20 protein-coding genes are annotated in these 22,160 nt (G+C 74.2%); 16 read left to right on the top strand and 4 right to left on the bottom strand.

What is annotated here, in order from left to right; translation table 11 throughout:
* The first annotated feature begins 5 nt into the window (after positions 1-5).
* The 4 genes from ACGFZL_RS16840 (at position 6) to ACGFZL_RS16825 (ending at position 5,039) form a co-directional block, all read left to right on the top strand.
* Positions 6-989 (top strand): carbohydrate ABC transporter permease, encoded by a 984-nt coding sequence (locus ACGFZL_RS16840; protein WP_393692350.1) that lies wholly within the window; start codon positions 6-8, stop codon positions 987-989.
* A complete protein-coding gene (locus tag ACGFZL_RS16835; protein ID WP_393692348.1) occupies positions 986-1,858 on the top strand; it encodes a carbohydrate ABC transporter permease in 873 nt (290 codons plus the stop codon). Before ACGFZL_RS16840 ends, ACGFZL_RS16835 begins: the two co-directional genes overlap by 4 nt.
* 53 nt (positions 1,859-1,911) lie before the next feature.
* Positions 1,912-3,480: a beta-N-acetylhexosaminidase gene (locus tag ACGFZL_RS16830; RefSeq protein ID WP_393692346.1), complete on the top strand. Its 1,569-nt coding sequence runs from the start codon at positions 1,912-1,914 to the stop codon at positions 3,478-3,480.
* 119 nt (positions 3,481-3,599) lie between these two features.
* Entirely contained in the window at positions 3,600-5,039 is a 1,440-nt protein-coding gene (locus tag ACGFZL_RS16825) for a cellulose binding domain-containing protein (protein WP_393692344.1), read from the top strand.
* Positions 5,040-5,082: 43 nt separating this feature from the next.
* Here ACGFZL_RS16825 and ACGFZL_RS16820 read toward each other — a convergent pair whose 3' ends face one another.
* Both ACGFZL_RS16820 and ACGFZL_RS16815 read right to left on the bottom strand, forming a co-directional pair.
* Positions 5,083-5,598: a hypothetical protein gene (locus ACGFZL_RS16820; protein WP_393692342.1), complete on the bottom strand. Its 516-nt coding sequence runs from the start codon at positions 5,596-5,598 to the stop codon at positions 5,083-5,085.
* Positions 5,599-5,694: 96 nt separating this feature from the next.
* The gene (locus ACGFZL_RS16815) at positions 5,695-5,916 is read right to left on the bottom strand and encodes a hypothetical protein (RefSeq protein WP_393692340.1); all 222 of its coding nucleotides are present in this window, start codon (positions 5,914-5,916) and stop codon (positions 5,695-5,697) included.
* Between the two features lie 101 nt (positions 5,917-6,017).
* Between ACGFZL_RS16815 and ACGFZL_RS16810 the strand changes: the two genes are divergently transcribed.
* Positions 6,018-7,574, top strand: coding sequence for a CHAD domain-containing protein (locus tag ACGFZL_RS16810; RefSeq protein ID WP_393692338.1), 1,557 nt, complete (start codon positions 6,018-6,020; stop codon positions 7,572-7,574).
* A 22-nt stretch (positions 7,575-7,596) separates the two neighbouring features.
* On the opposite strand, the gene ppk2 is transcribed toward ACGFZL_RS16810, so the two are convergent.
* Together ppk2 and ACGFZL_RS16800 are read right to left on the bottom strand one after the other, a co-directional pair.
* The gene (ppk2, locus tag ACGFZL_RS16805) at positions 7,597-8,598 is read right to left on the bottom strand and encodes a polyphosphate kinase 2 (RefSeq protein WP_393692336.1); all 1,002 of its coding nucleotides are present in this window, start codon (positions 8,596-8,598) and stop codon (positions 7,597-7,599) included.
* 26 nt (positions 8,599-8,624) lie between these two features.
* Entirely contained in the window at positions 8,625-9,023 is a 399-nt protein-coding gene (locus ACGFZL_RS16800) for a hypothetical protein (protein WP_393692334.1), read from the bottom strand.
* A 159-nt stretch (positions 9,024-9,182) separates the two neighbouring features.
* On the opposite strand from ACGFZL_RS16800, the gene ACGFZL_RS16795 reads away from it, so the two are divergent.
* The 11 genes from ACGFZL_RS16795 to ACGFZL_RS16745 all read left to right on the top strand — a co-directional run bounded on the left by ACGFZL_RS16795 (position 9,183) and on the right by ACGFZL_RS16745 (position 22,156).
* Positions 9,183-9,611: a DUF6003 family protein gene (locus ACGFZL_RS16795; protein ID WP_393692332.1), complete on the top strand. Its 429-nt coding sequence runs from the start codon at positions 9,183-9,185 to the stop codon at positions 9,609-9,611.
* 215 nt (positions 9,612-9,826) lie between these two features.
* Positions 9,827-12,379 carry a discoidin domain-containing protein gene (locus tag ACGFZL_RS16790; protein WP_393692330.1) on the top strand — a complete coding sequence of 851 codons (2,553 nt, stop codon included), beginning with the start codon at positions 9,827-9,829 and terminating at the stop codon, positions 12,377-12,379.
* 180 nt (positions 12,380-12,559) lie between these two features.
* Positions 12,560-14,575, top strand: coding sequence for a hypothetical protein (locus ACGFZL_RS16785; RefSeq protein ID WP_393692328.1), 2,016 nt, complete (start codon positions 12,560-12,562; stop codon positions 14,573-14,575).
* A 68-nt stretch (positions 14,576-14,643) separates the two neighbouring features.
* Complete coding sequence (pelF, locus tag ACGFZL_RS16780; protein WP_393692326.1) at positions 14,644-16,137, top strand: GT4 family glycosyltransferase PelF; 1,494 nt, start codon at positions 14,644-14,646, stop codon at positions 16,135-16,137.
* Complete coding sequence (locus ACGFZL_RS16775; protein ID WP_393692324.1) at positions 16,134-17,540, top strand: hypothetical protein; 1,407 nt, start codon at positions 16,134-16,136, stop codon at positions 17,538-17,540. The genes pelF and ACGFZL_RS16775 overlap by 4 nt, the downstream gene beginning before the upstream one ends.
* Before the next feature lie 54 nt (positions 17,541-17,594).
* Entirely contained in the window at positions 17,595-18,596 is a 1,002-nt protein-coding gene (locus tag ACGFZL_RS16770) for an SDR family NAD(P)-dependent oxidoreductase (RefSeq protein ID WP_355173746.1), read from the top strand.
* Between the two features lie 33 nt (positions 18,597-18,629).
* Complete coding sequence (locus tag ACGFZL_RS16765; protein ID WP_393692322.1) at positions 18,630-19,343, top strand: NDP-sugar synthase; 714 nt, start codon at positions 18,630-18,632, stop codon at positions 19,341-19,343.
* A gap of 7 nt (positions 19,344-19,350) precedes the next feature.
* A complete protein-coding gene (locus ACGFZL_RS16760) occupies positions 19,351-20,283 on the top strand; it encodes an NAD-dependent epimerase/dehydratase family protein (RefSeq protein WP_393692320.1) in 933 nt (310 codons plus the stop codon).
* Complete coding sequence (locus ACGFZL_RS16755; RefSeq protein WP_393692318.1) at positions 20,280-20,942, top strand: spherulation-specific family 4 protein; 663 nt, start codon at positions 20,280-20,282, stop codon at positions 20,940-20,942. The genes ACGFZL_RS16760 and ACGFZL_RS16755 overlap by 4 nt, the downstream gene beginning before the upstream one ends.
* Positions 20,939-21,778, top strand: a complete 840-nt coding sequence (locus tag ACGFZL_RS16750; protein ID WP_393692316.1) for an endo alpha-1,4 polygalactosaminidase — start codon at positions 20,939-20,941, stop codon at positions 21,776-21,778. The genes ACGFZL_RS16755 and ACGFZL_RS16750 overlap by 4 nt, the downstream gene beginning before the upstream one ends.
* 33 nt (positions 21,779-21,811) lie before the next feature.
* Positions 21,812-22,156 carry an antibiotic biosynthesis monooxygenase gene (locus tag ACGFZL_RS16745; protein ID WP_355173737.1) on the top strand — a complete coding sequence of 115 codons (345 nt, stop codon included), beginning with the start codon at positions 21,812-21,814 and terminating at the stop codon, positions 22,154-22,156.
* The last annotated feature ends 4 nt before the right edge of the window (positions 22,157-22,160 follow it).

The following is a 22,160-nucleotide window of genomic DNA, read 5'->3' as shown; positions in this document are numbered from 1 at the left end:
CCACCGTGTCGACCGTCCGTGAGCGAAGCTCCCTGCCCACCGCCGGCTCCCGCCCGCCGCGCCCGGCCGCCCCGGCGAAGCGGCCCGGCGTCCGGCGCCGGTCCGCCGGCCCCTGGCCGTACCTGCTGATCGCGCCCGCCGTGCTCGGCATGCTCTACCTGCTGCTCTATCCTCTGGCCCGCGCGGTGCTCATCTCCTTCCAGGACTTCCGGCTGCGCCAGCTGATCCTGGGCCACGCGCACTTCGTCGGGCTGCGCAACTACCGCACGCTCCTGGAGGATCCGCGGTTCTGGGAGGTGGTGCGCCGCACCTTCCTGTTCATGGCCGTCAACGTGGTGGCGATCATGATCCTGTCCACCCTGGTGGCCCTGATGGCCGAGCGGCTCGGCAGAGTGGTCAGGACCGTGGTCCTCAGCTCCCTGGTACTGGTCTGGGCGGTGCCGGTGGTTGCGGCCACCACCGTCTTCCAGTGGTTGTTCCACTCGGAGTTCGGCATCGTCAACGAGACCCTCACCGACCTCGGCTTCGACTCCTACGAGGGGTATCCCTGGTTCGCGCACGGCGGGGCCGCGTTCGCCATCGTCACCGCGCTGATCGTCTGGCAGTCCGTGCCGTTCGCCGCGATCACCCTCTACTCGGCGCTGGTGACCGTGCCAGCCGAGCTGTACGAGTCGGCGCGGATGGACGGCGCGGGCGGGGTCCGGGTCTTCCGCTCGGTGACCTTCCCGCTGATCCGGCCGATCTTCATGCTGGTGCTGTCCCTCGAGGTGATCTGGACGTTCAAGGCGTTCGTGCAGATCTGGGTGATGACCCGCGGCGGCCCGGGCGGGGCCACCACCATCCTGCCGGTGTACGCGGTGCAGACCGCGCTGGCCGACCAGCGCTACGACCTCGGGTCCGCCGCCTCGATGCTCACGGTGCTGCTGATGAGCGGCGTCCTCGTCCTGTACTTCCGCCAACTCTTCCGCCAGGAGGGAGAACAGCTGTGAGCACCGTCCGTCAGGGCGCCGTCCGCAGAAGCGCCGTCCGGCGCCGCGCGCTGCGCCGGCTCCCGCTCAACGCCGCCGCCGCGCTCACCGTGGTGATCTGCCTCTTCCCCGTCTACTGGATGGTCACGACCGCCTTCAAGCCGTCGACCGACATCCAGTCCTACGACCCGGGCCTGGTACCCCGCACCTGGACGCTGGAGCACTTCCGGGACGCCGTGGACGCCGACGGCTTCGCCCTGTTCTGGCGCAACAGCATCCTGGTCACCGGCTCGGCGGTGCTGCTCGCCCTGGTCGTCGCGCTCGGCGCGGCCTACGCCGTGGCGCGGATGCGCTGGCGCGGCCGGCGGCAGTTCATGCTCGCGGTGTTCATCGCGCAGATGGCGCCCTGGGAGTCGCTGATCATCCCCGTCTACATCATCTCCCGGGACACCGGCATGCTCGACCGGCTGCCGACGCTGACCCTGATCTACTTCATGATCACGCTGCCGTTCACGGTGGTCGTGCTGCGCGGCTTCATCGCCGGCATCCCGCCCGAGCTGGAGGAGGCGGCACAGGTCGACGGCTGCACCCGGGCCCGGGCCTTCCGCAGCATCGCCTTCCCGCTCCTCGCGCCGGGGCTGATGGCCACCTCGCTGTTCGGCTTCATCACCGCCTGGAACGAGTTCACCTACGCCAACTTCCTCATCATCAAGCAGCAGGACAGCCGCACGCTCCCGGTCTGGCTCTCCTCGTTCCAGTCGACCTTCGGCACCGACTGGGGGGCGACCATGGCGGCCTCCACGCTCTTCGCCCTGCCCGCGCTGATCATCTTCCTCGCCCTGCAACGCCATGTGACGAGCGGTCTGGCCTCGGGGGGCGTCAAGGGCTGAGCCGCCCGCGCCGCCGCCGTCCGCCGTGCCCCGCCGACCACCGGAGCCGCCCCGTGTTCCCGTCCCGCCCCGAACAGGCCCTCGTCCCCCTCCCCCGCAAGCTCTCCGTGCGCGGCGGCCACTTCCGCCTGGACGCCGGCACCCGGCTGCGGGTCACCCCCGGTGCCGGTCCCGCCGCGGCGCTGCTGCGCACCCTGCTCGCGCCCGCCACCGGCCTGGCGCTGCCGGCGGCCGAGGACGGCGCCTTCGTCCTCGCCCTCGACCCCGCGCTGACCGGCCTGGGCGAGGAGGGCTACGGCCTGACCGTCAGCCGCCAGGGCGTGCTGCTGCGCGCCGGCCGCCCGGCCGGGCTGCTGCGCGGCGTGCAGACGATGCGTCAGCTCCTGCCGTACGAGGCCCTGTCGGCCGAGCCGGTGCGCGGGGTGGCGTGGGAGCTGCCCGCCGTGGAGATCACCGATCTGCCCCGGCATCCGTGGCGCGGCAGCCTGCTCGACGTGGCGCGGCACTTCCAGCCCGTGTCCTACCTGCGGCGCTACGTCGACCTGCTGGCCCTGCACAAGATGAACGTGCTGCACCTCCACCTCACCGACGACCAGGGCTGGCGGATGCCGGTGCCCGCGTGGCCCCGGCTGACCGAGGTCGGCGGATGGCGCGCGGAGTCGATGATCGGCCCGGAGGGCGACCGGTTCGACGGGGTGCCGCACGGCGGCTCGTACACCACGGCCGAGCTGCGGCAGCTGGTCGCCTACGCGGCCGAGCGCGGCGTGACGGTGCTGCCGGAGATCAATGTGCCCGGGCACGTCCGCGCCGCCCTCGCCGCCTACCCGGAGCTGGGCAACGATCCCTCGCGGCGGCTCGGGGTGTGGACGCGGTGGGGAGTGTGCGAGAACGTGCTCGGCACCGGCGACCACGTCCTGGAGTTCGTCCGCGCCGTCCTGGACGAGGTGCTGGACGTCTTCCCCTCGCCCCACGTCCACATCGGCGGCGACGAGTGCCCGACCACCGAGTGGGAGCGGAGCCCGGCGGCCCGGGCCCGGGCCGCGCGCGAGGGCCTGACCGGACCCCGCGCGCTGCACTCCTGGTTCCTGGCGCGCACGGCCGGCCACGTCACCCGGGCGGGGCGCCGGCCGGTGGTGTGGGCGGAGGACGGTCTGGCGCTGCCGCCCGAGGTGACGGTGATGAGCTGGCGCGACCCCGCCCACGCGGCGGTGGCCGCGCGGCGCGGGCACCCGGTGGTCCAGGTCGACCACCGCTCCACCTACCTCGACTACGCGCGCGGCACCGGCCCCGAGGAGCCGCCCGCCCAGGTCGGCCCGCCCGTCGACCTGCGCGCGGTGTACGGCGTCGACCTCGCCCCGCCGGACGCCGGCCCCGGGGCCGCCGCCCGGGTGCTGGGCGCCCAGGCCCAGGTGTGGACCGAGTTCGTCCGGACGCCGGCGCACATCGAGTACCTGGCCTTTCCCCGGCTGTGCGCCCTGGCCGAGCGGGTGTGGGACGGCACGTCCGGCTGGCCCGACTTCGCCGCCCGCCTGACCGGCCACACGGCCCGCCTGGACGCCCTGGGCATCCCCCACGCCACCCCGCCGACCCAGCACCGCACCCCGGCGACCACACCCCGCTGACCCGGGTCACACCTCTGCCCATCGACCCACGTCCCGTCCCGTCCGTACCGCCGCACGTCCTTCCGCACCACCCCACCGGGCCTCCGTCCCCCTCGGAGGCCGTGCCGAAAGGAATCCGGATGAGAACCCGATCCACCGTCAGCCGTGCCCGTCTCGCCCTCGCGCTCGCGGCCCTGCTGGCCGGCGGGGCGCTGACCGCGCTGCCCGCGGCGCAGGCCGCCCCGGCGGCGGCCGGCGGACTCGCCGTCCAGTACCGCACCAGCGCGAGCGGTGCCACCGCGGACCAGGCCGAGCCCTGGTTCAAGGTCCGCAACACCGGCACCGCGGCCGTGCAGCTCAGCCAGGTGAAGATCCGCTACTACTTCAAGGCGGACTCCCCCAGCGCCTCCTACCGCTTCGCCTGCTCCTGGGCGGTCAAGGGCTGCGCCGTCGTCACCGGCACCTTCGGGACGCTGAGCAAGCCCACCGCGACCGCCGACCGCTACCTGGAGATCGGCTTCACCGCGGCGGCCGGCAGCCTGGCCCCGGGCACCGACACCGGCGACATGCAGCTGCGCTTCTACCAGAGCAACTGGCAGACCCTGCGGCAGAGCGACGACTACTCCTTCAACGGCGCCCAGACCGCGTACGCCAACTGGGACAAGGTCACCGCGCAGCTCGCCGGCTCCACCGTGTGGGGCACCGCCCCCGCGGGCAACGACCCGACCGACCCCACGGACCCGCCCACCGACCCGACGGACCCGCCCGGCGGCGGCCAGACCCTCTTCGACGACTTCAGCTACGGCTCGTCCGCCGACCCGGCGCTCGGCACGCACGGCTGGAGCGTCCGCTCCAACTCCGGCGGCCCCGGCGTGCCCGGCGCCACCTGGGACCCGTCCAAGGTCACCTTCGTCGCCTCGGGTGGCAGCACGGTGATGAACCTGGAGACCTCCACCGCGGGCACCGGCGGGTCCACCGTGCAGACCGAGGTGCTCACCAAGGCGACGAAGTTCCGCAACGGCACCTACGCCGCCCGGGTGAAGTTCTCCGACACCCCGAAGACCGGCCCGGACGGGGACCACCTCGTCCAGACGTTCTTCACCATCAACGACCTCAAGGCCCCGATGGCCGACGACTACGCCGAGTACGACTTCGAGTACCTGCCCAACGGCGGCTGGGGCGAGCAGTCGAACATCCTGTACACGACCTCCTGGGAGACCTACAACCCCGATCCCTGGCAGGCCGTCAACCAGCACTCGGAGGCCCGCCAGAGCTACGCGGGCTGGCACGATCTGGTGGTCACCATCGACAACAGCGCCATCACGTACTACGTCGACGGCCAGGTCTTCGGCACGCACGACGCCCAGTACCTGCCGGAGCGGCCGATGTCGATCAACTTCAACCAGTGGCTGATCGACCTGGACGGCCAGACCTCGACCACCCGCCGCGCCTACGACCAGCAGGTGGACTACGTCCTGCACGTCAAGGACCAGGTGCTCACCCCGGCGCAGGTGGCGGCCAAGGTCGCCGGCTACCGCGGCGCGGGCAAGGCGTTCGTGGACGAGGTGCCCGCCTCCTGACGGGCCGGTGCGGCACTGACGGCGTGGCACGGGGGCCGCGCCGTCAGTGCCCCGCGGTGGCCTTGACCAGGGCGACGGCCAGGCCGATCACCGCGTCGGCCAGGCCGGCCAGCAGCGCGAGCGCCGTGCCGCCGCCCATGCGCAGGCCGCCGAGCAGGCCCCAGGCGAACAGCGAGGCGATGCCGACGCCCGCCGCGGTGCGCAGCGCGGCGGTCAGCGACATGACGTCCAGCGCGGCGAGCGCGATCGTCACGGCCGGGCCCACCGCGCAGGACAGCAGCGGGCCGCTGACGTAGACCATCCGCCGCCACTCGCGGCCGGTGGCGAAGCGGCGGTGGGCCATGCGGTGGGCCTGGAGGTCGGCGACCAGGGCGGCCAGCCAGAGGCCGACGGCGGTGGTGAGGACGGTGAGCGCGGCGCCGGTCGCGTCGGCCTCGCTCACCGAGAGACCCACCACCACGGCGATCATCGTGATCGTCGCGTAGACCCGTTCCTTGAAGCGGTCCGCGACGGCGCCGGCCTCCGCCTCCGGCAGGGTCGCTTGCGGGTCCTGCGCCACCAGGGCCTCCGTTCCCCTTCCACATGCGCGGTCAGGGCCCCAGCATGCCCCGCCGTCCTCCGTGCGGGGCGCAGGGACACCCGGGGCGCCACCCGGTCAGAACAGCCGCTGCTGGTCGGCGCGCGACTCGGGGCGCCGTCGGGCGCGGCGGTCGGCGGGCGGTCGGTTCTCCTCGCCGAACAGCGGCTCGGTGCCGTACTCGTCGGGCTCGGCGGGTACCGCGGCGGGGCCGGTGCCGACGGCCAGGCGCAGCGGGGCCTCCCGGTCGAAATCGCCCGGTGTCATCGCCGCCCACTGCCGCTCCCGTCGCTCGACCACGTGGCCACACCTCTCTCCCGGACCTGCCGTCTGCCCCGGCGCGGGCGGATTGTGCGCCGTGCCGCGGGTTTGATCCGGCGGATCGTGTCCATGCAGACCATATGACGCAGTCCAGGCACGAGACGCAGTCCACGTACGAGACAGAGCGAAAGTACGAGCCCACCTCCCCCGGCGCCGGCGGGCGCCTGCCGGACCTGACCGGGGCCGGCCCGGTCGCCTCGGTCACCGAGGCCGAGATCCAGGAACTCGACGCGGTCTATCACGACACGGCGGACCTGCGGCTGGCCGGCGCGGCGGCCACGCTGCGGCGCCGGACCGGGGGCGCGGACGCCGGGTGGCACCTGAAGCTGCCGCCGGCCGGGGACACCCGGGAGGAGGTGCGCGCCCCGCTGTCCGAGCAGGTCCCCGAGGCGCTGCGCGAGCTGGTGCTCTCCCGCACCAGGGGTGCGGCCCTCCATCCGGTGGTGCGGATCAGGACCGTCCGCTCGGTGTGCCTGCTGCGGGACGCCGAGGGCGGGGTGCTGGCCGAGCTGAGCCTGGACGAGGTGCGCGCGAAGGCCCTCGCGCCCGGGGGCGGCAGCGCGGCGTGGACCGAGCTGGAGGTCGAGCTGGCCGACGGCGTCGCTCCGGGACTGCTGGACAAACTGGAGAAGAGGCTGGGCAAGAAGGGGTTCGCCCCGTCCGACAGCCCTTCGAAGCTGGACCGGGCGCTGCGGGAGACCGGTGTCCGCGCCCGGGCCGCGCGGCCGGGCGCCGCCGGGCAGCCCGAGCCCGGGACACCCGGGGCGCACGTGCTGGCCTATCTGCGCGAACAGGTGGGGCTGCTGGTGGCGGTCGACGCGGCGGCCCGGCGCGATCTGCCCGACGGGGTGCACACGATGCGGGTCACCTGCCGGCGGCTGCGCGGCTGCCTGCGCGCGTACCGGTCGGTCCTGGACCGCCGGGTCACCGATCCGCTGCGCGCGGAGCTGAAGTGGCTGGCGGGCGAGCTGGGCGTGGAGCGCGACCAGGAGGTGCTGCGCGAGCGGCTGGGTGCGGGTCTGGCCGCGCTGCCCGACGAGTTGCTGCTCGGTCCGGTCGCCGCCCGGCTCCAGGTGTGGGACGCGGGCCGTGGCGGCGAGGCGCGCGCCCGGACCCGTCGGGCGCTGGGCTCGGCCCGCTATCTGCGTCTCCTCGAGGCGCTGGACGCCCTGATGACCGAGCCGCCGCTGCGGGCGAAGGCGTCGGGCAAGACCGGCAAGGTGCTCGGCAAGGGCGTGCTCAAGGAGTACGACCGCCTCGTGGAGCGCATGGAGCACGCGCTGGACCAGCCGCCGGGGCAGGTCAGGGACGTGGCACTGCACCAGGCCCGCAAGGAGGCCAAGAAGGTCCGCTACGCGGCCGAGGTGGCCCGCCCCGCGCTCGGCAAGCCGGCCGGGCGGCTGGGCAAGCGCGCCAAGGCCGTGCAGAAGGTGCTGGGCGATCACCAGGACGCGGTCGTCGCCCAGGAGGTCCTGCGGGAGCTGGGGGTCGCGGCGCACGCGGCGCACGAGTCGGCGTTCACCTGGGGGCTGCTGTTCGGCCAGGAGCGCTCCCGGGCCGAACAGCGGCGGCGTGAGCTGCCGGAGACCTGGCACCGCGCCGCTGACCCGGCCCTGCGCGACGCCCTGAACCACTGACGGGCGGGCCGCCCCGGCCGGCTCACTCGGGCCGGTCGGGGTGGGTGCCCGGTCCGTCGCCGTGGCCGGCGAGAGGCGTCGGGGACAGGGCGACGGAGTCCTCGCCGGTCTCCAGGAGGGTGTCGGCGGCGCCCACGATGAGCGGGTCCGGGGTGCCCATGGCCGCCCGGTCCTTCGCCGGGTAGTCGCAGCGGTCCAGCAGGCTGCGCATGGCCTCCAGGCGGCCCCGGCGCTTGTCGTTGTTCTTGACCACCGTCCAGGGGGCGTGCGCGGTGTCGGTGGCGCGGAACATGTCGACCTTGGCGGTGGTGTAGTCGTCCCAGCGGTCCAGGGAGGCGAGGTCGGTCGGCGACAGCTTCCAGCGGCGCACCGGGTCGACCTGGCGGATCGCGAACCGGGTGCGCTGCTCGGCCTGGGAGACGGAGAACCAGAACTTCACCAGCAGGATGCTGTCGTCGGTGAGCAGTCGCTCGAACAGCGGCGCCTGGTCGAGGAACTGGCGGTACTCGGCGTCGGTGCAGAAGCCCATCACCCGCTCGACGCCGGCCCGGTTGTACCAGGAGCGGTCGAAGAAGACGATCTCGCCGCGGCCCGGCAGATGGGCCGTGTAGCGCTGGAAGTACCACTGCCCGGCCTCGCGCTCCGTCGGCTTGTCCAGGGCGACGACGCGGGCGCCCCGGGGGTTGAGCCGCTCGGTGAAGCGCTGGATGGTGCCGCCCTTGCCGGCCGCGTCGCGTCCCTCGCACAGCACGACGACGCGCTGCCCGGTCTCCTTGACCCAGCGCTGCATCTTGAGCAGTTCGATCTGGAGGATGCGCTTCTGCCGATCGTAGTCGGCGCGGCGGACCTTGCGGTCGTAGGGGTGGTTCTCCCGCCAGGTGTCGACGGCGGAGCCGTCGGCCTTGCGCAGCACCGGCCGCTCGGGGCGCCGCTCGTCCACGTGCAGGCCGTCCAGGAGGGCCTCGCCGGCCGGTTCGCCGGTGGCCTCCGCGGCCTTCGCCCGCTCCGCACGCTCACTGTCCATGGGACCGTCCTCCTCTCCGGCGCCGCTCACGCCGCGCGGGCCCGGCGGCGGTCGGGGACCGCGCGCAGCGGTGCGGCCGGGGGCCGGACGGCGCTGACCCGGCGGGTGGTGCGGGCCGTGTCGGTGACGGCCTCGCCCAGGGTTATGCGACCGGCCTCGCGCAGCCGGTCGCAGACGTCGGTGGGCAGCGCGGCGTAGCAGCCGCCGCGGCCGGTGGCGGAGTCCACCGGCCGCCAGTAGCTGTATCTGCGCCGGCCGCCCGCGCGCTCGGTGACGAACACGGGGGTCCGGGTGTCGGAGACGATCCGCAGGACCTCGGCCTCGGCGGTGCTCAGCGGGCCGGCCGGGCGGCGGCGCCGGGCGTGGGCGAGGGGTGTCGGGCTGGCGGTGAGCGGCATCGGCGTGGCCTTTCGGGGCAGGGACACGAGACCGCCTACCCGGAACGGCCCGAGTTGATCTCGCTCGGCCGCATTCTTCGGTACGGCACTGACAATCCCCTCACCTTTCCGCCGGAGCGTCCCGGACCGCCGAGGGGGTATAGGTGGGCCATCGGCACAGCGAACCACCGGAAGGAAACCCCGAGGATGACCGACGACGCCTACCTCGTCCTCTTGCACGGCGGGTCCCCCGACCTGGGTGTCCCACCGGCCGCCCTCGGGGGCCTGGCCTGCATGGACACGCCGGCGGTCCTGGGGTGGCTCGGCGCGCAGGGCGCCGCCGCGGCCTCCCCGCTGCTGCGCGTGCTGCCCCCGGAGGAGACCGCGGCCATCCCCGAGGACGTCGAGCGGCTGCCGGTGCCGCTCAGCGACGAGGAGCTGGCCCTCGTCCGCCACCAGGGCGCTCCTCCGGCCATCGCGCGGGTGGAGGAAGAACTCCTCACCTACCGGACGCTCACCGACGGCCGGGACGCCCTGCTGGCCCGCGCGTTCTCCGCGGGGGTGCCGGCCCACCGCATCGCGGAGCTGACCGGCGAGAGCCTGGCGGAGGTGAAGGCGCTGGCCGCACGGCGCTGACCCACCCTCCCCGGAGGCCGCGGAGCGAGCTGCTCGCTCCGCGGCCTCTGCCGTGCCCGGACCTGCGGCGCAGCCAACCCGTGGCACACGCAAGGGAATTACTCGTGTCCGGGGTATTGCCCCCGCGTTGCCTCACCTCTTAAATCACACCTTGAACTAAGCCGTTCAGTTCCGCACGCACGCTCCCCCTCCCCACCGGCAGAAAGCCCCCACCTATGAGACTCAGATCCCTGGGTGCCGCGCTCGCCACCACGGCGGCGCTCCTCACCCTGCCCGCTCAGCTGACGGCCTCCGCGGCCGAGACCCCGCTCTCCCAGGGCCGCACCGCCACGGCCTCCTCCACCGAGAACGGCGGGACGGCCGCCGGAAACGCCGTCGACGGCGACACGGGCACCCGCTGGTCCTCCGCCGCCAGCGACGACCAGTGGCTCCAGGTCGACCTCGGCGCGACGGCCACGGTCAACCGCGTCGTGCTGAACTGGGAGGCCGCCTACGGCAAGGACTACAAGGTCCAGCTCTCCACGGACGGCAGCACCTGGACCGACGCCAAGAGCGTCACCGGCGGCGACGGCGGCACCGACACCCTGGACGTCTCGGGGCAGGGCCGCTACGTCCGCCTGCAGGGCGTGCACCGCGCCACCGGCTACGGCTACTCCCTGTGGGAGTTCCAGGTCTTCGGCACCGCCGGCGGCGGCACCTCGCCCGGCACCTGCGACACGGCCGACGCCGCGCGCGGCAAGGCCGCCTCCGCCTCGTCTACCGAGAACGCCGGCACCCCGGCCTCCGCCGCCTTCGACGGCGACGCCGGCACCCGCTGGTCCAGCCAGGCCGCCGACCCGCAGTGGCTCCGCGTCGACCTCGGCTCGGTGCAGAACATCTGCAAGGTGGACCTCAACTGGGAGGCCGCCTACGGCAAGGACTTCCGCATCGAGGCGTCCTCGGACGGCACCAGCTGGCAGACCCTGAAGTCCGTCACCGGCGCCACCGGCGGCAAGTCCTCCTACGACGTGAGCGGTTCGGGCCGTTACCTGCGGATCTACGGCACGGCCCGCGGCACCGGCTACGGCTACTCGCTCTGGGACGTCGCCGTGCACACCACCTCCACCGGCGGCGGCACCGGCCCCATCGAGGGCGGCGGCGACCTGGGCCCGAACGTCATCGTGGTGGACCCCTCCACGCCGAACCTCCAGCAGAAGTTCGACCAGGTCTTCGCGCAGCAGGAGACCGCCCAGTTCGGCAGCGGCCGCTACCAGTTCCTGCTCAAGCCGGGCACCTACAACGGCATCAACGCCCAGCTCGGCTTCTACACCTCGGTCTCCGGCCTCGGCCTCAACCCGGACGACACCCAGATCAACGGTGACATCACCGTGGACGCCGGCTGGTTCAACGGCAACGCCACGCAGAACTTCTGGCGTTCGGCCGAGAACCTCGCCATCCGGCCGGTGAACGGCACCGACCGCTGGGCGGTGGCGCAGGCCGCGCCGTTCCGCCGGATCCATGTGCAGGGCGGCCTCAACCTCGCGCCGAACGGCTACGGCTGGGCGTCCGGCGGCTACATCGCCGACTCCAAGGTCGACGGCACGGTGGGCCCGTACTCCCAGCAGCAGTGGTACACCCGCGACAGCTCGGTGGGCGGCTGGACCAACGGCGTGTGGAACATGACCTTCTCGGGCGTCCAGGGCGCGCCGGCGGACAACTTCGCCACCGGCCCGTACACCACGCTCGACACGACGCCGGTCTCCAGGGAGAAGCCGTTCCTGTACCTGGACGGCAACCAGTACAAGGTCTTCGTGCCCGGCAAGCGCACCAACGCGCGCGGGGTGTCCTGGCCGGCCAACGCCGGCGGCACCTCCCTGCCGCTGAGCCAGTTCTACGTGGTCAAGCCCGGCGCGACGGCCGCCACCATCAACGCCGCGCTCGCCCAGGGCCTCAACCTGCTGTTCACGCCGGGGGTCTACCACCTCGACCGGACCATCGAGGTCAACCGGGCCAACACGGTGGTGCTGGGTCTCGGCCTCGCCACCATCGTCCCGGACGGCGGCGTCGACGCCATGCACGTGGCCGACGTGGACGGCGTGCGGCTGGCCGGCTTCCTGATCGACGCCGGTCCGGTCAACTCCGCGGCGCTGCTGCGCATCGGGGCGCCGGGCTCCAGCGCGGACCACGCGGCCAACCCGACCACCATGCAGGACGTGTTCATCCGGGTCGGCGGCGCGGGTCCCGGCAAGGCCACCGACTCGGTCGTGGTGGAGAGCGACGACGTGATCATCGACCACACCTGGATCTGGCGCGCGGACCACGGCGACGGCGTCGGCTGGGAGACCAACCGCGCCGACTACGGACTGCGGGTCAACGGCGACGACGTGCTCGCCACCGGCCTGTTCGTGGAGCACTTCAACAAGTACGACGTGTACTGGAGCGGCGAGCGCGGCCGGACGATCTTCTTCCAGAACGAGAAGGCCTACGACGCGCCCAACGCCGCCGCCATCACCCATGACGGCATCGTCGGGTACGCGGCCTACAAGGTCGCCGACACGGTGAACGAGCACGACGCCATCGGGCTCGGCAGCTACTGCAACTTCACCGCCGATCCGAGCATCGTGCAGCGGCACGGGTTCCAGGTGCCGGTCAAGGCGGGCGTGAAGATGCGCCATCTGATGGTGATCTCGCTCGGCGGCAAGGGCCAGTACGCCCACGTCATCAACGACACCGGCGCGCCGACGTCGGGGACGGACACCGTGCCGTCCAAGGTCGTCCAGTTCCCGTGACACGATTGGCTTGATTTCGCTCAACCGATCGTAGGTGACCGGGTGTTGCCAGTTTGACACCCATGCTTTTCCGTCAAGTTCCCCAGCGGGCACACAAAAGCTCCACACGGAGATCACTATGTGAGCCGACGGACGCGCCGACGAACCGGCGCGTCCGTCCTGGGGAGGGAACAGCACCGCATGAAGCGCACCATGGGCATCACCGCGCTCGCCGTCGGCGCGCTGATCGCGTCGCTCGGCACACCCGCCGGCGCCGCCACGGCGGCCGATCCGGCGCCACGCGTCGACCTGCGCGTCCTGGTGGTGAGCGACGGCGGCCCGGCCACCGACGCCATCGCCGCCGAACTGGACAGCGCCGGCACGCCGTACACCAAGGTCGACCTGGCGAACACGGCGCGGCCGGTGATCGACGCCGGCTTCCTCGCCGACACGGTGGCCGGCCGGCCCCGGGCCAGGTTCCAGGCGGTGGTGCTGCCCAACGACAATCCCTTCCCGGCGGGCTCGGCCGAGATGGCGGCCCTCACCGCCTACGAGCGCGCCTACGCCGTCCCGCAGGTCGACGCCTACACCTGGGCGCGTCCCGACGTGGGCCTGGACTACGCGGGTTACGCCGGCAGCCTGGACGGCGTGCGCGCCGAAGTGACCCCGGCGGGGAAGGCGGGACCCTTCGGCTACCTGGAGGGCGCGGTCCCCTTCGAGGACAACTCCCCCACCGTGGGCGAGTCCTACGCCTACCTCGCGCAGCCCGCGCCCGGCGCCGACTTCACCCCCTACGTGCAGGCGGCCGGACCCGGCCGGCCGGCCAAGGGCTCCCTGGTCGGCGAGTACCGGCACGACGGGCGGCGCGAACTCGTCGTCACCTTCGTCTACAACCGGTACCAGCAGCAGTACCGGCTCCTCGCCCGCGGCATCGTGGAGTGGATGACCGGCGGGGTGCACCTGGGCGCCGACCGGAACTACTTCGCCGTGCACGTCGACGACGTGTTCGCCGCCGACGACCGCTGGGACAGCGCCCTCAACTGCACGCCCGGCGACGTGGACTGCGCGCCGGGCACCGGCACCCCGCACCCGATCCGCATGGTCCCGGCCGACGTGGACCGCGCCGTCGCCTGGCAGAAGAGCCGCGGCTTCACCCTCGACCTCGCCTACAACGCCTCCGGCAGCGTCGACCACGCCGAGGAGAACGGTGGCGCGGACCCGCTCGCCGACCGGCTGGTCACCGACCGCGCGGCGTTCCGCTGGATCAACCACACCTACACGCACGCCTTCCTCGGCTGCCGCCAGGACGTCTCCGTGGTGCCGTGGAAGTGCGCGACCAACGCCGACGGCAGCACCCAGTGGGTCTCGCGGGGCGAGATCGCGGACGAGATCACCGCGAACCGGACCTGGGGACAGCAGCACGGACTGCCGCTGGCGGGCGACGAGTTGGTGACCGGCGAGCACTCCGGCCTGAAGGTGACCCCGCAGCAGCCCGTCGACAACCCGAACCTCGGCCCCGCCCTCACCGACACCGGCATCGGCTGGCTCGGCTCCGACCACTCCCGCGACCCCGTGCAGCGCCGGGTCGGCAGCGCCACCACCGTCTCCCGCTACCCGATGAACGTCTTCTACAACGCCGGGCGGGCCGCCGAGCAGGTCGACGAGTACAACTGGATCTACACGTCCCGCGCCCAGGGCGGCAGCGGCATCTGCGAGGACAACCCGGCGACCAGCACCTGCCTGCCCGCGCCGCTGGACCCGGCCACCGGCTACGCGGGGTACATCGTGCCGCTGGAGACCCGGACCGCGCTCGGGCACGTGCTGTCCAACGACCCCAGGCCGCACTTCATCCACCAGTCCAACCTGGCCGAGGAGCGCATCGCGTACCCGGTCCTGGACGGCGTCCTCGGCGGCTACGACGAGCTGTTCGCCGCGAACACGCCGGTGGTGAACCCGCGCATGAAGGACATCGGCGCCGAGCTCCAGCGCCGGGACGCCTGGCGGGCCGCGGTGGACGCCGGGAAGGTCACCGCCTACCGGATCGGCGGCACGGTCACCGTCCAGGCGCCCAGCGGCACGACGGTCCCGGCGACCATGCCGGCCGGCACCCGCAGCGGCCCGCTGACGGCCTTCGGCTCCGCCTACGCCGGCGCGGTCTCCGGGTGGGCGGCGCCGTCATCGGGCTCCGTCACCCTCACCCTGCCCGCCGCGCGCTGAGCGCGTCCTCCTTCCGCGGCCCGGCCGGCGCCGGCCGGGCCGACCCCTCCAGGCACCGGAGCCCTCAGATGCCCGTTCCCCCGGGCGCGCCACACCCCGGCGCGCCACGTGTCACCCTGCTCACCGAGGGCACCTACCCGCACAGTCACGGCGGCGTCAGCGTCTGGTGCGACCAGCTCGTCACCGGCATGCCCGACCTCTCCTTCGACGTCCTCGCCGTCACCGGCACCGGCCGCGAGCCGGTCGTCTGGGACATCCCCGCGCACGTCCGCCGGGTCGTCTCCGTGCCCATGTGGGGGCCCGCCGCACCCGGTCGGCCCAGCAGGGGACGGGAGCGCGACCGGCTGCGCACGGCCTACGAGCGGTTCCTGACCGCCCTGCTCGACCCGGGCGCCGAGGAGGGCTTCGGGCCCGCCCTGTACGAGCTGGCGCGGGCGGCGGCCGACGGCCGGCTGGGCCCGTTCCTGCGCGGGGACGCGGCGCTCGGCGTCCTGACGGCGGTGTGGCGGCGTCCGGGGATCGCGGTGCGCGAGGCCCGGCCGACGCTGCACGACGCGGTGACCGCGACCGGTCTCCTGGAGCACGCCCTGCGGCCACTGGCCGCGCCGTACCCGCGGGACGGGGTGGCGCACGCGGTCAGCGGCGGGGTGGCGGTGCTGCCCGGGCTGGTGGCGCGGGAGCGGCACGGGGTGCCGCTGCTCCTCACCGAGCACGGCGTCTATCTGCGGGAGCGCTACCTCGGCTACCGCACGGCGCCCTACAGCCGGCCGGTGAAGGCGGTGATCCTCGGCTTCTTCCGGCTGCTGGCCGAGGAGACGTACCGGCGGGCCGCCCTGATCACGCCGGGCAACCGCTACAACCGGCTGTGGGAGGAGCGGGGCGGTGCCGCTCCCGAGGCCATCCGCACGGTCTACAACGGCGTGGACCCGGCCGCGTTCCCGCCCGCCGGGCCCGAGCCGGCCGACGCCGTGCTGAGCTGGGCCGGCCGGGTCGACCCGATCAAGGACCTGGAGACCCTGATCCGCGCCTTCGCACTGGTGCGCGCCGAGCTTCCGGCCGCCCGGCTGCGGTTGTTCGGCGGCACGCCGCGCGGCGGGGAGGGGTACCGGGAGCGCTGCGCGGCGCTCGCGGCGGAGTTGGGGCACGGCGACGCGGTGGTCTTCGAAGGCCGGGTCGACGACATCAAGGACGCGTACGCCGCCGGGAACGTCGTGATGCTGTCCAGCATCAGCGAGGGGTTCCCCTTCACGCTCATCGAGGCGATGTCCTGCGGCCGGGCGACGGTCTCCACGGACGTCGGCGGTGTGCGGGAGGCCGTCGGCGACACCGGGCTCGTGGTGCCGCCGCGCGACCCGGCCGCCATGGCCGGGGCGGCCCTGGAGCTGCTGCGCGACGCCGGCCGCCGCCGGTCGATGGGCGAGGCGGCCCGGCTGCGGGTGATCGAGCAGTTCACGCTCCGCCAGACGATCGACACCTTCCGCTCCGTCTATCTGGAGCTGTCTGCCGCCGAGGACGGGTCCGGCGCGGTGACCGGGGCGCCGGTGGGGAGGGCGACCGGATGAGCGGTCCGATGGCGCTGGAACCGGGAGGCGTGGCCGAGGACACGCTGACCCTGCGGCTCGCCGACGAAAGTGGCCTGGCCAGGCGCCTCGCCGACGGCCACGGGCTCGCCCTGGTGCGGCCCGGCGACGCCGGCCGGCGCGAGGCGGTGGACCGGCTGGCCGCCGAGCTGGCCGACCGGATCGCGCCGGCCGTGCACTCCTACGAGGTGGCCGCGCTGCTGGAGTCCGAGGGGCTGAGCGGCGAAACGATCCGGCAGCGGTACGGGCACCCCGACCTGTTCTCCCTGGCCGCCGCGTTGTACGACCTGGTGCCCCGCTCCTGCCCCGAACCGCCCCGCCCCGCCGACCCCTGGCGGCCCGACCACCTGCGGTGCGCGCTGCGCGGCGCCCTGTTCGCGCTGCCCGGCCTCGCCTACCTGCTCGCCGGGCGGCTGCTGCCCCACGAGGGCGCGCTGCGGGCGCTGGTGGTGGCCGGTCTGGTGTCCTGGGCGTGGAACCAGGCGCTGGGCCACCGGGCCCACCTGAGGCTGGCGGCCGGGCGCGGGGAGGCGGGCCGCACACTGCTGAATGGAGCGCCGCCGGGGGCCGGGGCCGCGGTGCTCGCGGGGGCCGCGTTCCTCGGTTCCGGCGCCGGCGCCCTGTTCCTGGCCGCCCAGTCGGTGTACCTGGCGGCGGCCGGGGTGCTGCTGGTGCTCGGCCGGGAGCGGCTGCTGCTCGCGGCGCTGCTGCCGGTGACCGCGGGTGCGGCGGTGCTGCCCTGGTGGGAGCCGGGCAGCGCGCTGCGGGCCGGGCTGCCGCTGCTGTCGGTGCTCGGCACGGCCCTCGCGGCCGGCTGGGCGCTGCGTGCGGCGCTCGCCGCCCCGGCCGACCCCGACGCCGCCCGCCCGCGGCTCCTCGGGTCGCTGCCGTACGGGCTGTTCGGGCTGGCGGCCGGCGGGCTGGTGTTCCTGGCGGGCCGGGAGCAGCCGTGGGCGGTGGTCGTGCTGACGCTCAGCATGGGTCCCGCCGAGTGGCTGCTGTACCGCTACCGGGGCCTGGCGGTGGCCGCCCTGCGCGCCACCGCCACCCCGGCCGGCTTCCGGACCAGGTCGGCGGCGGTGCTGGGCGGCTGCCTGGTGGCCTACCTCGGCCCGTTGGTCCCGGCCGGCCTCGCGCTCCATGCCGACCTCGCCGTCCTGCTGCCGCTCGGCGCCGCGCTGTGGACGTCGCTGCTGCTCCAGGCGTTCGGCGCGGCGTGGCCGCCGGCCGCGCTGTGCCTCGGGGCCGCGGGCGCCGGTGCCGCCGCCGTGCTCTCCGACCGCGCGCCGGACGGGACCTCGCTGGCGCTCGCCTGCGGCGCCGCCGCGCTCTGCCTGACGCTGCACGCCCTGCGGCTCCTCGGCCGGCCCTCCGCCCACGGGTGACGGCATCCGCCCCGCCCCGCTCCCCCGCCGCACCACCGACCGGAAGGACCCCGCGTGACCGCCACACCGCTCGCCGCCGTCACCGGAGCCGAGGGCTTCATCGGCTCCCACCTCACCGAGGCGCTGGTCGCCGCCGGGTACCGGGTGAGGGCGATGGCGCAGTACAACTCCTTCTCGTCCTACGGCTGGCTGGAGACGCTGTCGCCCGAGGTGCTCGACCAGGTGGAGATCGTGCTCGGCGACGTCCGGGACCCCGGCTCGGTGCGCCACCTCGTGGCGGGCGCCGAGTGCGTCTACCACCTGGCCGCGCTCATCGCCATCCCGTACTCCTACCGCGCCCCGCACAGCTACGTGGACACCAATGTCACCGGCACGCTGAACGTCCTGGAGGCGGTGCGCGCCGCCGGCACACCCCGCCTCGTGCACACCTCCACCAGCGAGACGTACGGCACCGCGCGGACCGTGCCGATCACCGAGGACCACCCGATCAACACCCAGTCGCCGTACGCCGCGTCGAAGGCGGGCGGCGACCGGCTGGCCGACAGCTACCACGCCAGCTTCGACACCCCGGTGGTGACGCTGCGGCCCTTCAACACCTACGGCCCCCGGCAGTCCATGCGCGCCGTCATCCCGACCGTCATCGGCCAGGTGGCCGCGGGGGAACGCGCCATCACCCTCGGCGACCTGCGGCCCACCCGCGACTTCACCTTCGTCAAGGACACCGCACGGGCCTTCCTCGCGGTCGGCACCGGGCCCGCCGAGCGGGTGGTGGGCCGCACCTTCAACGCCGGCACCGGCGGCGAGATCTCCGTCGGCGACCTGGTCGCGCTGATCGGCAAGGTGATGGACACCCCGCTGGACGTGCGGGAGGACCCCGAGCGGCTGCGCCCGGCGAACTCCGAGGTGATGCGCCTGGTGGCGGACGCGACCCGGCTGCGCGAGGCGACCGGCTGGAGCCCGGCGCACGACCTGGAGGACGGCCTCGCGCACACCGTGGAGTTCTTCCGCGACCCGGCCAACCTGGCCCGCTACAAGACCGGCATCTACAACATCTGACCGCGAGCGCCACGACCACCAAGGGGGCATCCCATGCACGCAGTGATCCTGGCCGGGGGCAAGGGCGTCCGGCTGCGGCCCTACACCACCGCCCTGCCCAAGCCGCTGGTGCCCATCGGTGACCAGCACGCCATCCTGGAGATCGTCCTGCGCCAGCTGGCGCAGTCCGGCTTCACCCACTGCACCATTGCGATCGGCCACCTCGGCGAGATCATCCGGGCGTACGTCGGCGACGGCTCCCAGTGGGGGCTGTGCGTCGACTACGCCACCGAGGAGAGCCCGCTGGGCACCATGGGGCCGCTGCTCACCATGCTCGACCGGCTCCCCGAGCACTTCCTGGTGATGAACGGCGACATCCTCACCGACCTCGACTACGCCGACGTGCTGCGCCGGCACCGGGAGGGCGGGGCGCCGCTGACCATCGCCACGTACGCGCGCCAGGTGCGCATCGACTTCGGGGTGCTGACCACCGACGCCGGCCGGGTCGTCGCGTTCACCGAGAAGCCGAGCCTGGACTACCGGGTCTCGATGGGGGTGTACGGCCTGACCCGCTCGACGCTGGACGGCTACACCGCGGGCCTGCCGCTGGGCTTCGACGAGCTGGTGCTCGACCTGCTGGAGCGCGGCGACCCGCCGCGGGCCTACGACTTCGACGGCTACTGGCTGGACATCGGCCGGCCCGACGACTACGACCGGGCCAACGCGGAGTTCACCAGCCGCAGGTCCCTGCTGCTCAAGGGAGCCTGAGCCCCGCATGCGCATCCTCGTCCTGGGGTCGACCGGCTATCTGGGCGCGCACGTCGCCGAGCGGCTGCGCACCGTGCCCGGCGTGCTGGTCCTCGACGGCGGTCGCCGGCCGGGTGCCGGCGTGCCCGTCGACCTGGCCGCCGACTCCACCGGCCGGCTGGCCGGGATCCTCGCCTCGGCGGCGCCCGACGCCGTGGTCAACTGCGCGGGCGCCACCGGCGGCGACCCGGTGGCGCTCGCGGAGGCCAACGCCCGCGGCCCCGCCGTGCTGTGCGCGGCGCTCGGCCGGGCCGCGCCCGGCGCCCGCCTGGTCCACCTCGGGTCGGCCGCCGAGTACGGCCCGGGAACCCCGCGCGTGCGCACCCCGGAGTCGGCGCCCACCCGGCCGCTCACCCCGTACGGCGCCACCAAGCTGGCCGGCACCGTCGCGGTCACCGCCTCCGCCCTCGACGCCGTGGTGCTGCGGGTCGGCAACCCGGTGGGCCCCGGGGCGCCCGTCACGGGGCTGCCGGGCCGGGTGGCCGGACTGCTGCGGGCGGCGGGCCCCGACCCGGACGCCGTGCTGCGGCTCGGCGACCTGTCGGCCTTCCGGGACTTCGTCGACGTACGCGACGTGGCCGCGGCGGTGGAGCGGGCGGTGACCGCGCCCAAGCCGCTGCCGCGGGTGCTCAACATCGGCGGCGGGGAGGCCGTTCCGGTGCGCCGGCTGGTGCGGACGCTGGCGGAGACCGCGGGCTTCCGCGGCCGGATCGAGGAGCAGGGCGCGGGCTCGGCCCGCTCGGGGCAGGTGTCCTGGCAGTGCTCGGACATCACGGCGGCCCGGTCCGCGCTCGGCTGGCGGCCCACGTACCCTGTGGAGGCGTCGCTGGCCGCGCTGTGGGCGGCGGTCACCGGGGAGGCGGCGCCGTCCCGCCACCTGGAGAGCGACTGCGTCACGTGAGCCTGCTGATCCCGCTGTACGTCCATCCGGCCGAGGATCCCGGTGCCTGGCACCGGCTGGTCTCGGCCGCCGACCGCACCTGGGCGGTGGTGCTCAACCCCGCCGACGGCCCCGGCGACACCCCCGACCCGGCGTTCACCGCGGCGGCCGGGGCGCTGCGGGCGGCGGGCGCGCGCCTGCTCGGCTACGTCGACACCGACTACGGCACGCGGGCCGCGGCCGGCGTGCTGGCGGACGCCCGGCGGCACCGCGAGTGGTACGGGGCGGACGGCTGCTTCCTGGACCGGGTGAGCGCCGCCGCCGGCGAACTGCCCTCCTACCGCGCCCTGGTGCGCGAGCTGCGCAGGCAGGGCGCGGGCCCGGTGGTGCTGAACCCGGGAGTGCACCCGGACCCGGGTTACGCGCGGATCGCCGACCTGGTAGTCACCTTCGAGGGTCCCTGGTCGGCGTATGTGTCCGCCTTCAGCCGTCCCGACTGGACCAGGCGGCACCCGCCGGAGCGCTTCTGCCATCTGGTGTACGCCGTCCCCGAGGCCCTGGCGCCGCTGGCGGTGCGCACCGCCGCCGAGCGGGGCGCGGCGGTCTCGGGACCGGTCACCGGCGAACTGCCCAACCCGTGGCGCGGGTTGAGCCCCGTACTGAGCGGGGCGGAGCGATGAGGCGCCGGGCGGGGCGGGCGTGGGCGGTGGTGCTCGTGGCGCTGACGGCGCTGGTGGCTGCCGGGTGCTCGGGCGGGGGTGACGACGACGCGGACGGCGGCTCCGCGCGGCCCACCGCATCGCCCTCGCCCTCGTCGGCGCTCTGGCGGCCGAAGCCGGGCCTCGACTGGCAGTGGCAGCTGGACGAGAGGGCCGATCCGTCCGTCGACGTGCCGGTCTACGACATCGACGGCTTCGAGAACGACGCGGCCGACGTGGCCCGGCTGCACCGGGCGGGCCGCAAGGTGATCTGCTACATCAACGTGGGCGCCTGGGAGAGCTTCCGGCCCGACCAGGACGCCTTCCCGCGCGCCCTGCTGGGCGAGTCCAACGGCTGGGAGGGCGAGCGCTGGCTCGACATCCGCCGGATCTCCGTGCTGCGGCCCCTGATGGAGCGGCGCTTCGACATGTGCCGGGACAAGGGCTTCGACGCGGTGGAGCCGGACCTGGTGGAGGGCTACGGCAACGAGACGGGCTTCCCGCTCACCGCAGCGCACCAGCTCGCCTACAACCGCATGATCGCCGACATCGCCCACGAACGCGGTCTTTCGGTGGGCCTGAAGAACGACCTGCCGCAGATCCCCCAGCTGCTGGGGGCCTTCGACTTCGCGGTCAACGAGGAGTGCGCGCAGTACGGCGAGTGCGAGCGGCTGAAGCCGTTCATCGCGGCCGGCAAGGCGGTCTTCCACGTCGAGTACGCCGTGCCGGCCAGGCGGTTCTGCGCCGACTCCCGCCGGCTGGGGCTGTCCTCCATGGAGAAGAAGCCCGAGCTGGGGGTGTGGCGCCGGGCCTGCTGACCGGTGGGGCGGGCGGTGCGGCAGGATGGGGCCATGAGCGTAGTCAAGATCAATGTACTGACCGTGCCGGCCGAGCAGCGCGAGACGCTGGAGCAGCGCTTCTCCTCCCGCGCGGGCGCGGTGGAGAACTCCGACGGCTTCGAGTGGTTCGAGCTGCTGCGCCCGCTGGAGGGCACCGACAGCTATCTGGTGTACACCCGGTGGCGGGACGAGGCGGCCTTCCAGGCGTGGATGGCGGGCCCGATGCAGGCGGCCCACCGGGGCGGCGACGCGCAGGGCGGCGGGGCCGGGGGCGGCGAGCGCCCCCGGCCCGCGGCGAGCGGGTCGACGCTGTGGTCCTTCGAGGTGGTCCAGCAGGCGGCCCCGAAGGCCGGCTAGGCAG

This window comes from Streptomyces sp. NPDC048182, from assembly GCF_043202555.1.
Lineage (GTDB): Bacteria > Actinomycetota > Actinomycetes > Streptomycetales > Streptomycetaceae > Streptomyces.
Note: the sequence above shows the minus strand (reverse complement) of the source record. Positions and strands in the feature narration are given on the sequence as shown.

Excerpts from the sequence above, each read along its gene's own strand:
- ACGFZL_RS16795 (WP_393692332.1), top strand. The coding sequence starts at position 9,183 with ATGACCGACGACGCCTACCTCGTCCTCTTGCACGGCGGGTCCCCCGAC.
- ACGFZL_RS16785 (WP_393692328.1), top strand. The coding sequence starts at position 12,560 with ATGAAGCGCACCATGGGCATCACCGCGCTCGCCGTCGGCGCGCTGATC.
- ACGFZL_RS16760 (WP_393692320.1), top strand. The coding sequence starts at position 19,351 with ATGCGCATCCTCGTCCTGGGGTCGACCGGCTATCTGGGCGCGCACGTC.
- ACGFZL_RS16775 (WP_393692324.1), top strand. The coding sequence starts at position 16,134 with ATGAGCGGTCCGATGGCGCTGGAACCGGGAGGCGTGGCCGAGGACACG.
- ACGFZL_RS16790 (WP_393692330.1), top strand. The coding sequence starts at position 9,827 with ATGAGACTCAGATCCCTGGGTGCCGCGCTCGCCACCACGGCGGCGCTC.
- ACGFZL_RS16825 (WP_393692344.1), top strand. The coding sequence starts at position 3,600 with ATGAGAACCCGATCCACCGTCAGCCGTGCCCGTCTCGCCCTCGCGCTC.
- ACGFZL_RS16750 (WP_393692316.1), top strand. The coding sequence starts at position 20,939 with ATGAGGCGCCGGGCGGGGCGGGCGTGGGCGGTGGTGCTCGTGGCGCTG.
- pelF (WP_393692326.1), top strand. The coding sequence starts at position 14,644 with ATGCCCGTTCCCCCGGGCGCGCCACACCCCGGCGCGCCACGTGTCACC.
- ACGFZL_RS16810 (WP_393692338.1), top strand. The coding sequence starts at position 6,018 with ATGACGCAGTCCAGGCACGAGACGCAGTCCACGTACGAGACAGAGCGA.
- ppk2 (WP_393692336.1), bottom strand. The coding sequence starts at position 8,598 with ATGGACAGTGAGCGTGCGGAGCGGGCGAAGGCCGCGGAGGCCACCGGC.
- ACGFZL_RS16745 (WP_355173737.1), top strand. The coding sequence starts at position 21,812 with ATGAGCGTAGTCAAGATCAATGTACTGACCGTGCCGGCCGAGCAGCGC.
- ACGFZL_RS16765 (WP_393692322.1), top strand. The coding sequence starts at position 18,630 with ATGCACGCAGTGATCCTGGCCGGGGGCAAGGGCGTCCGGCTGCGGCCC.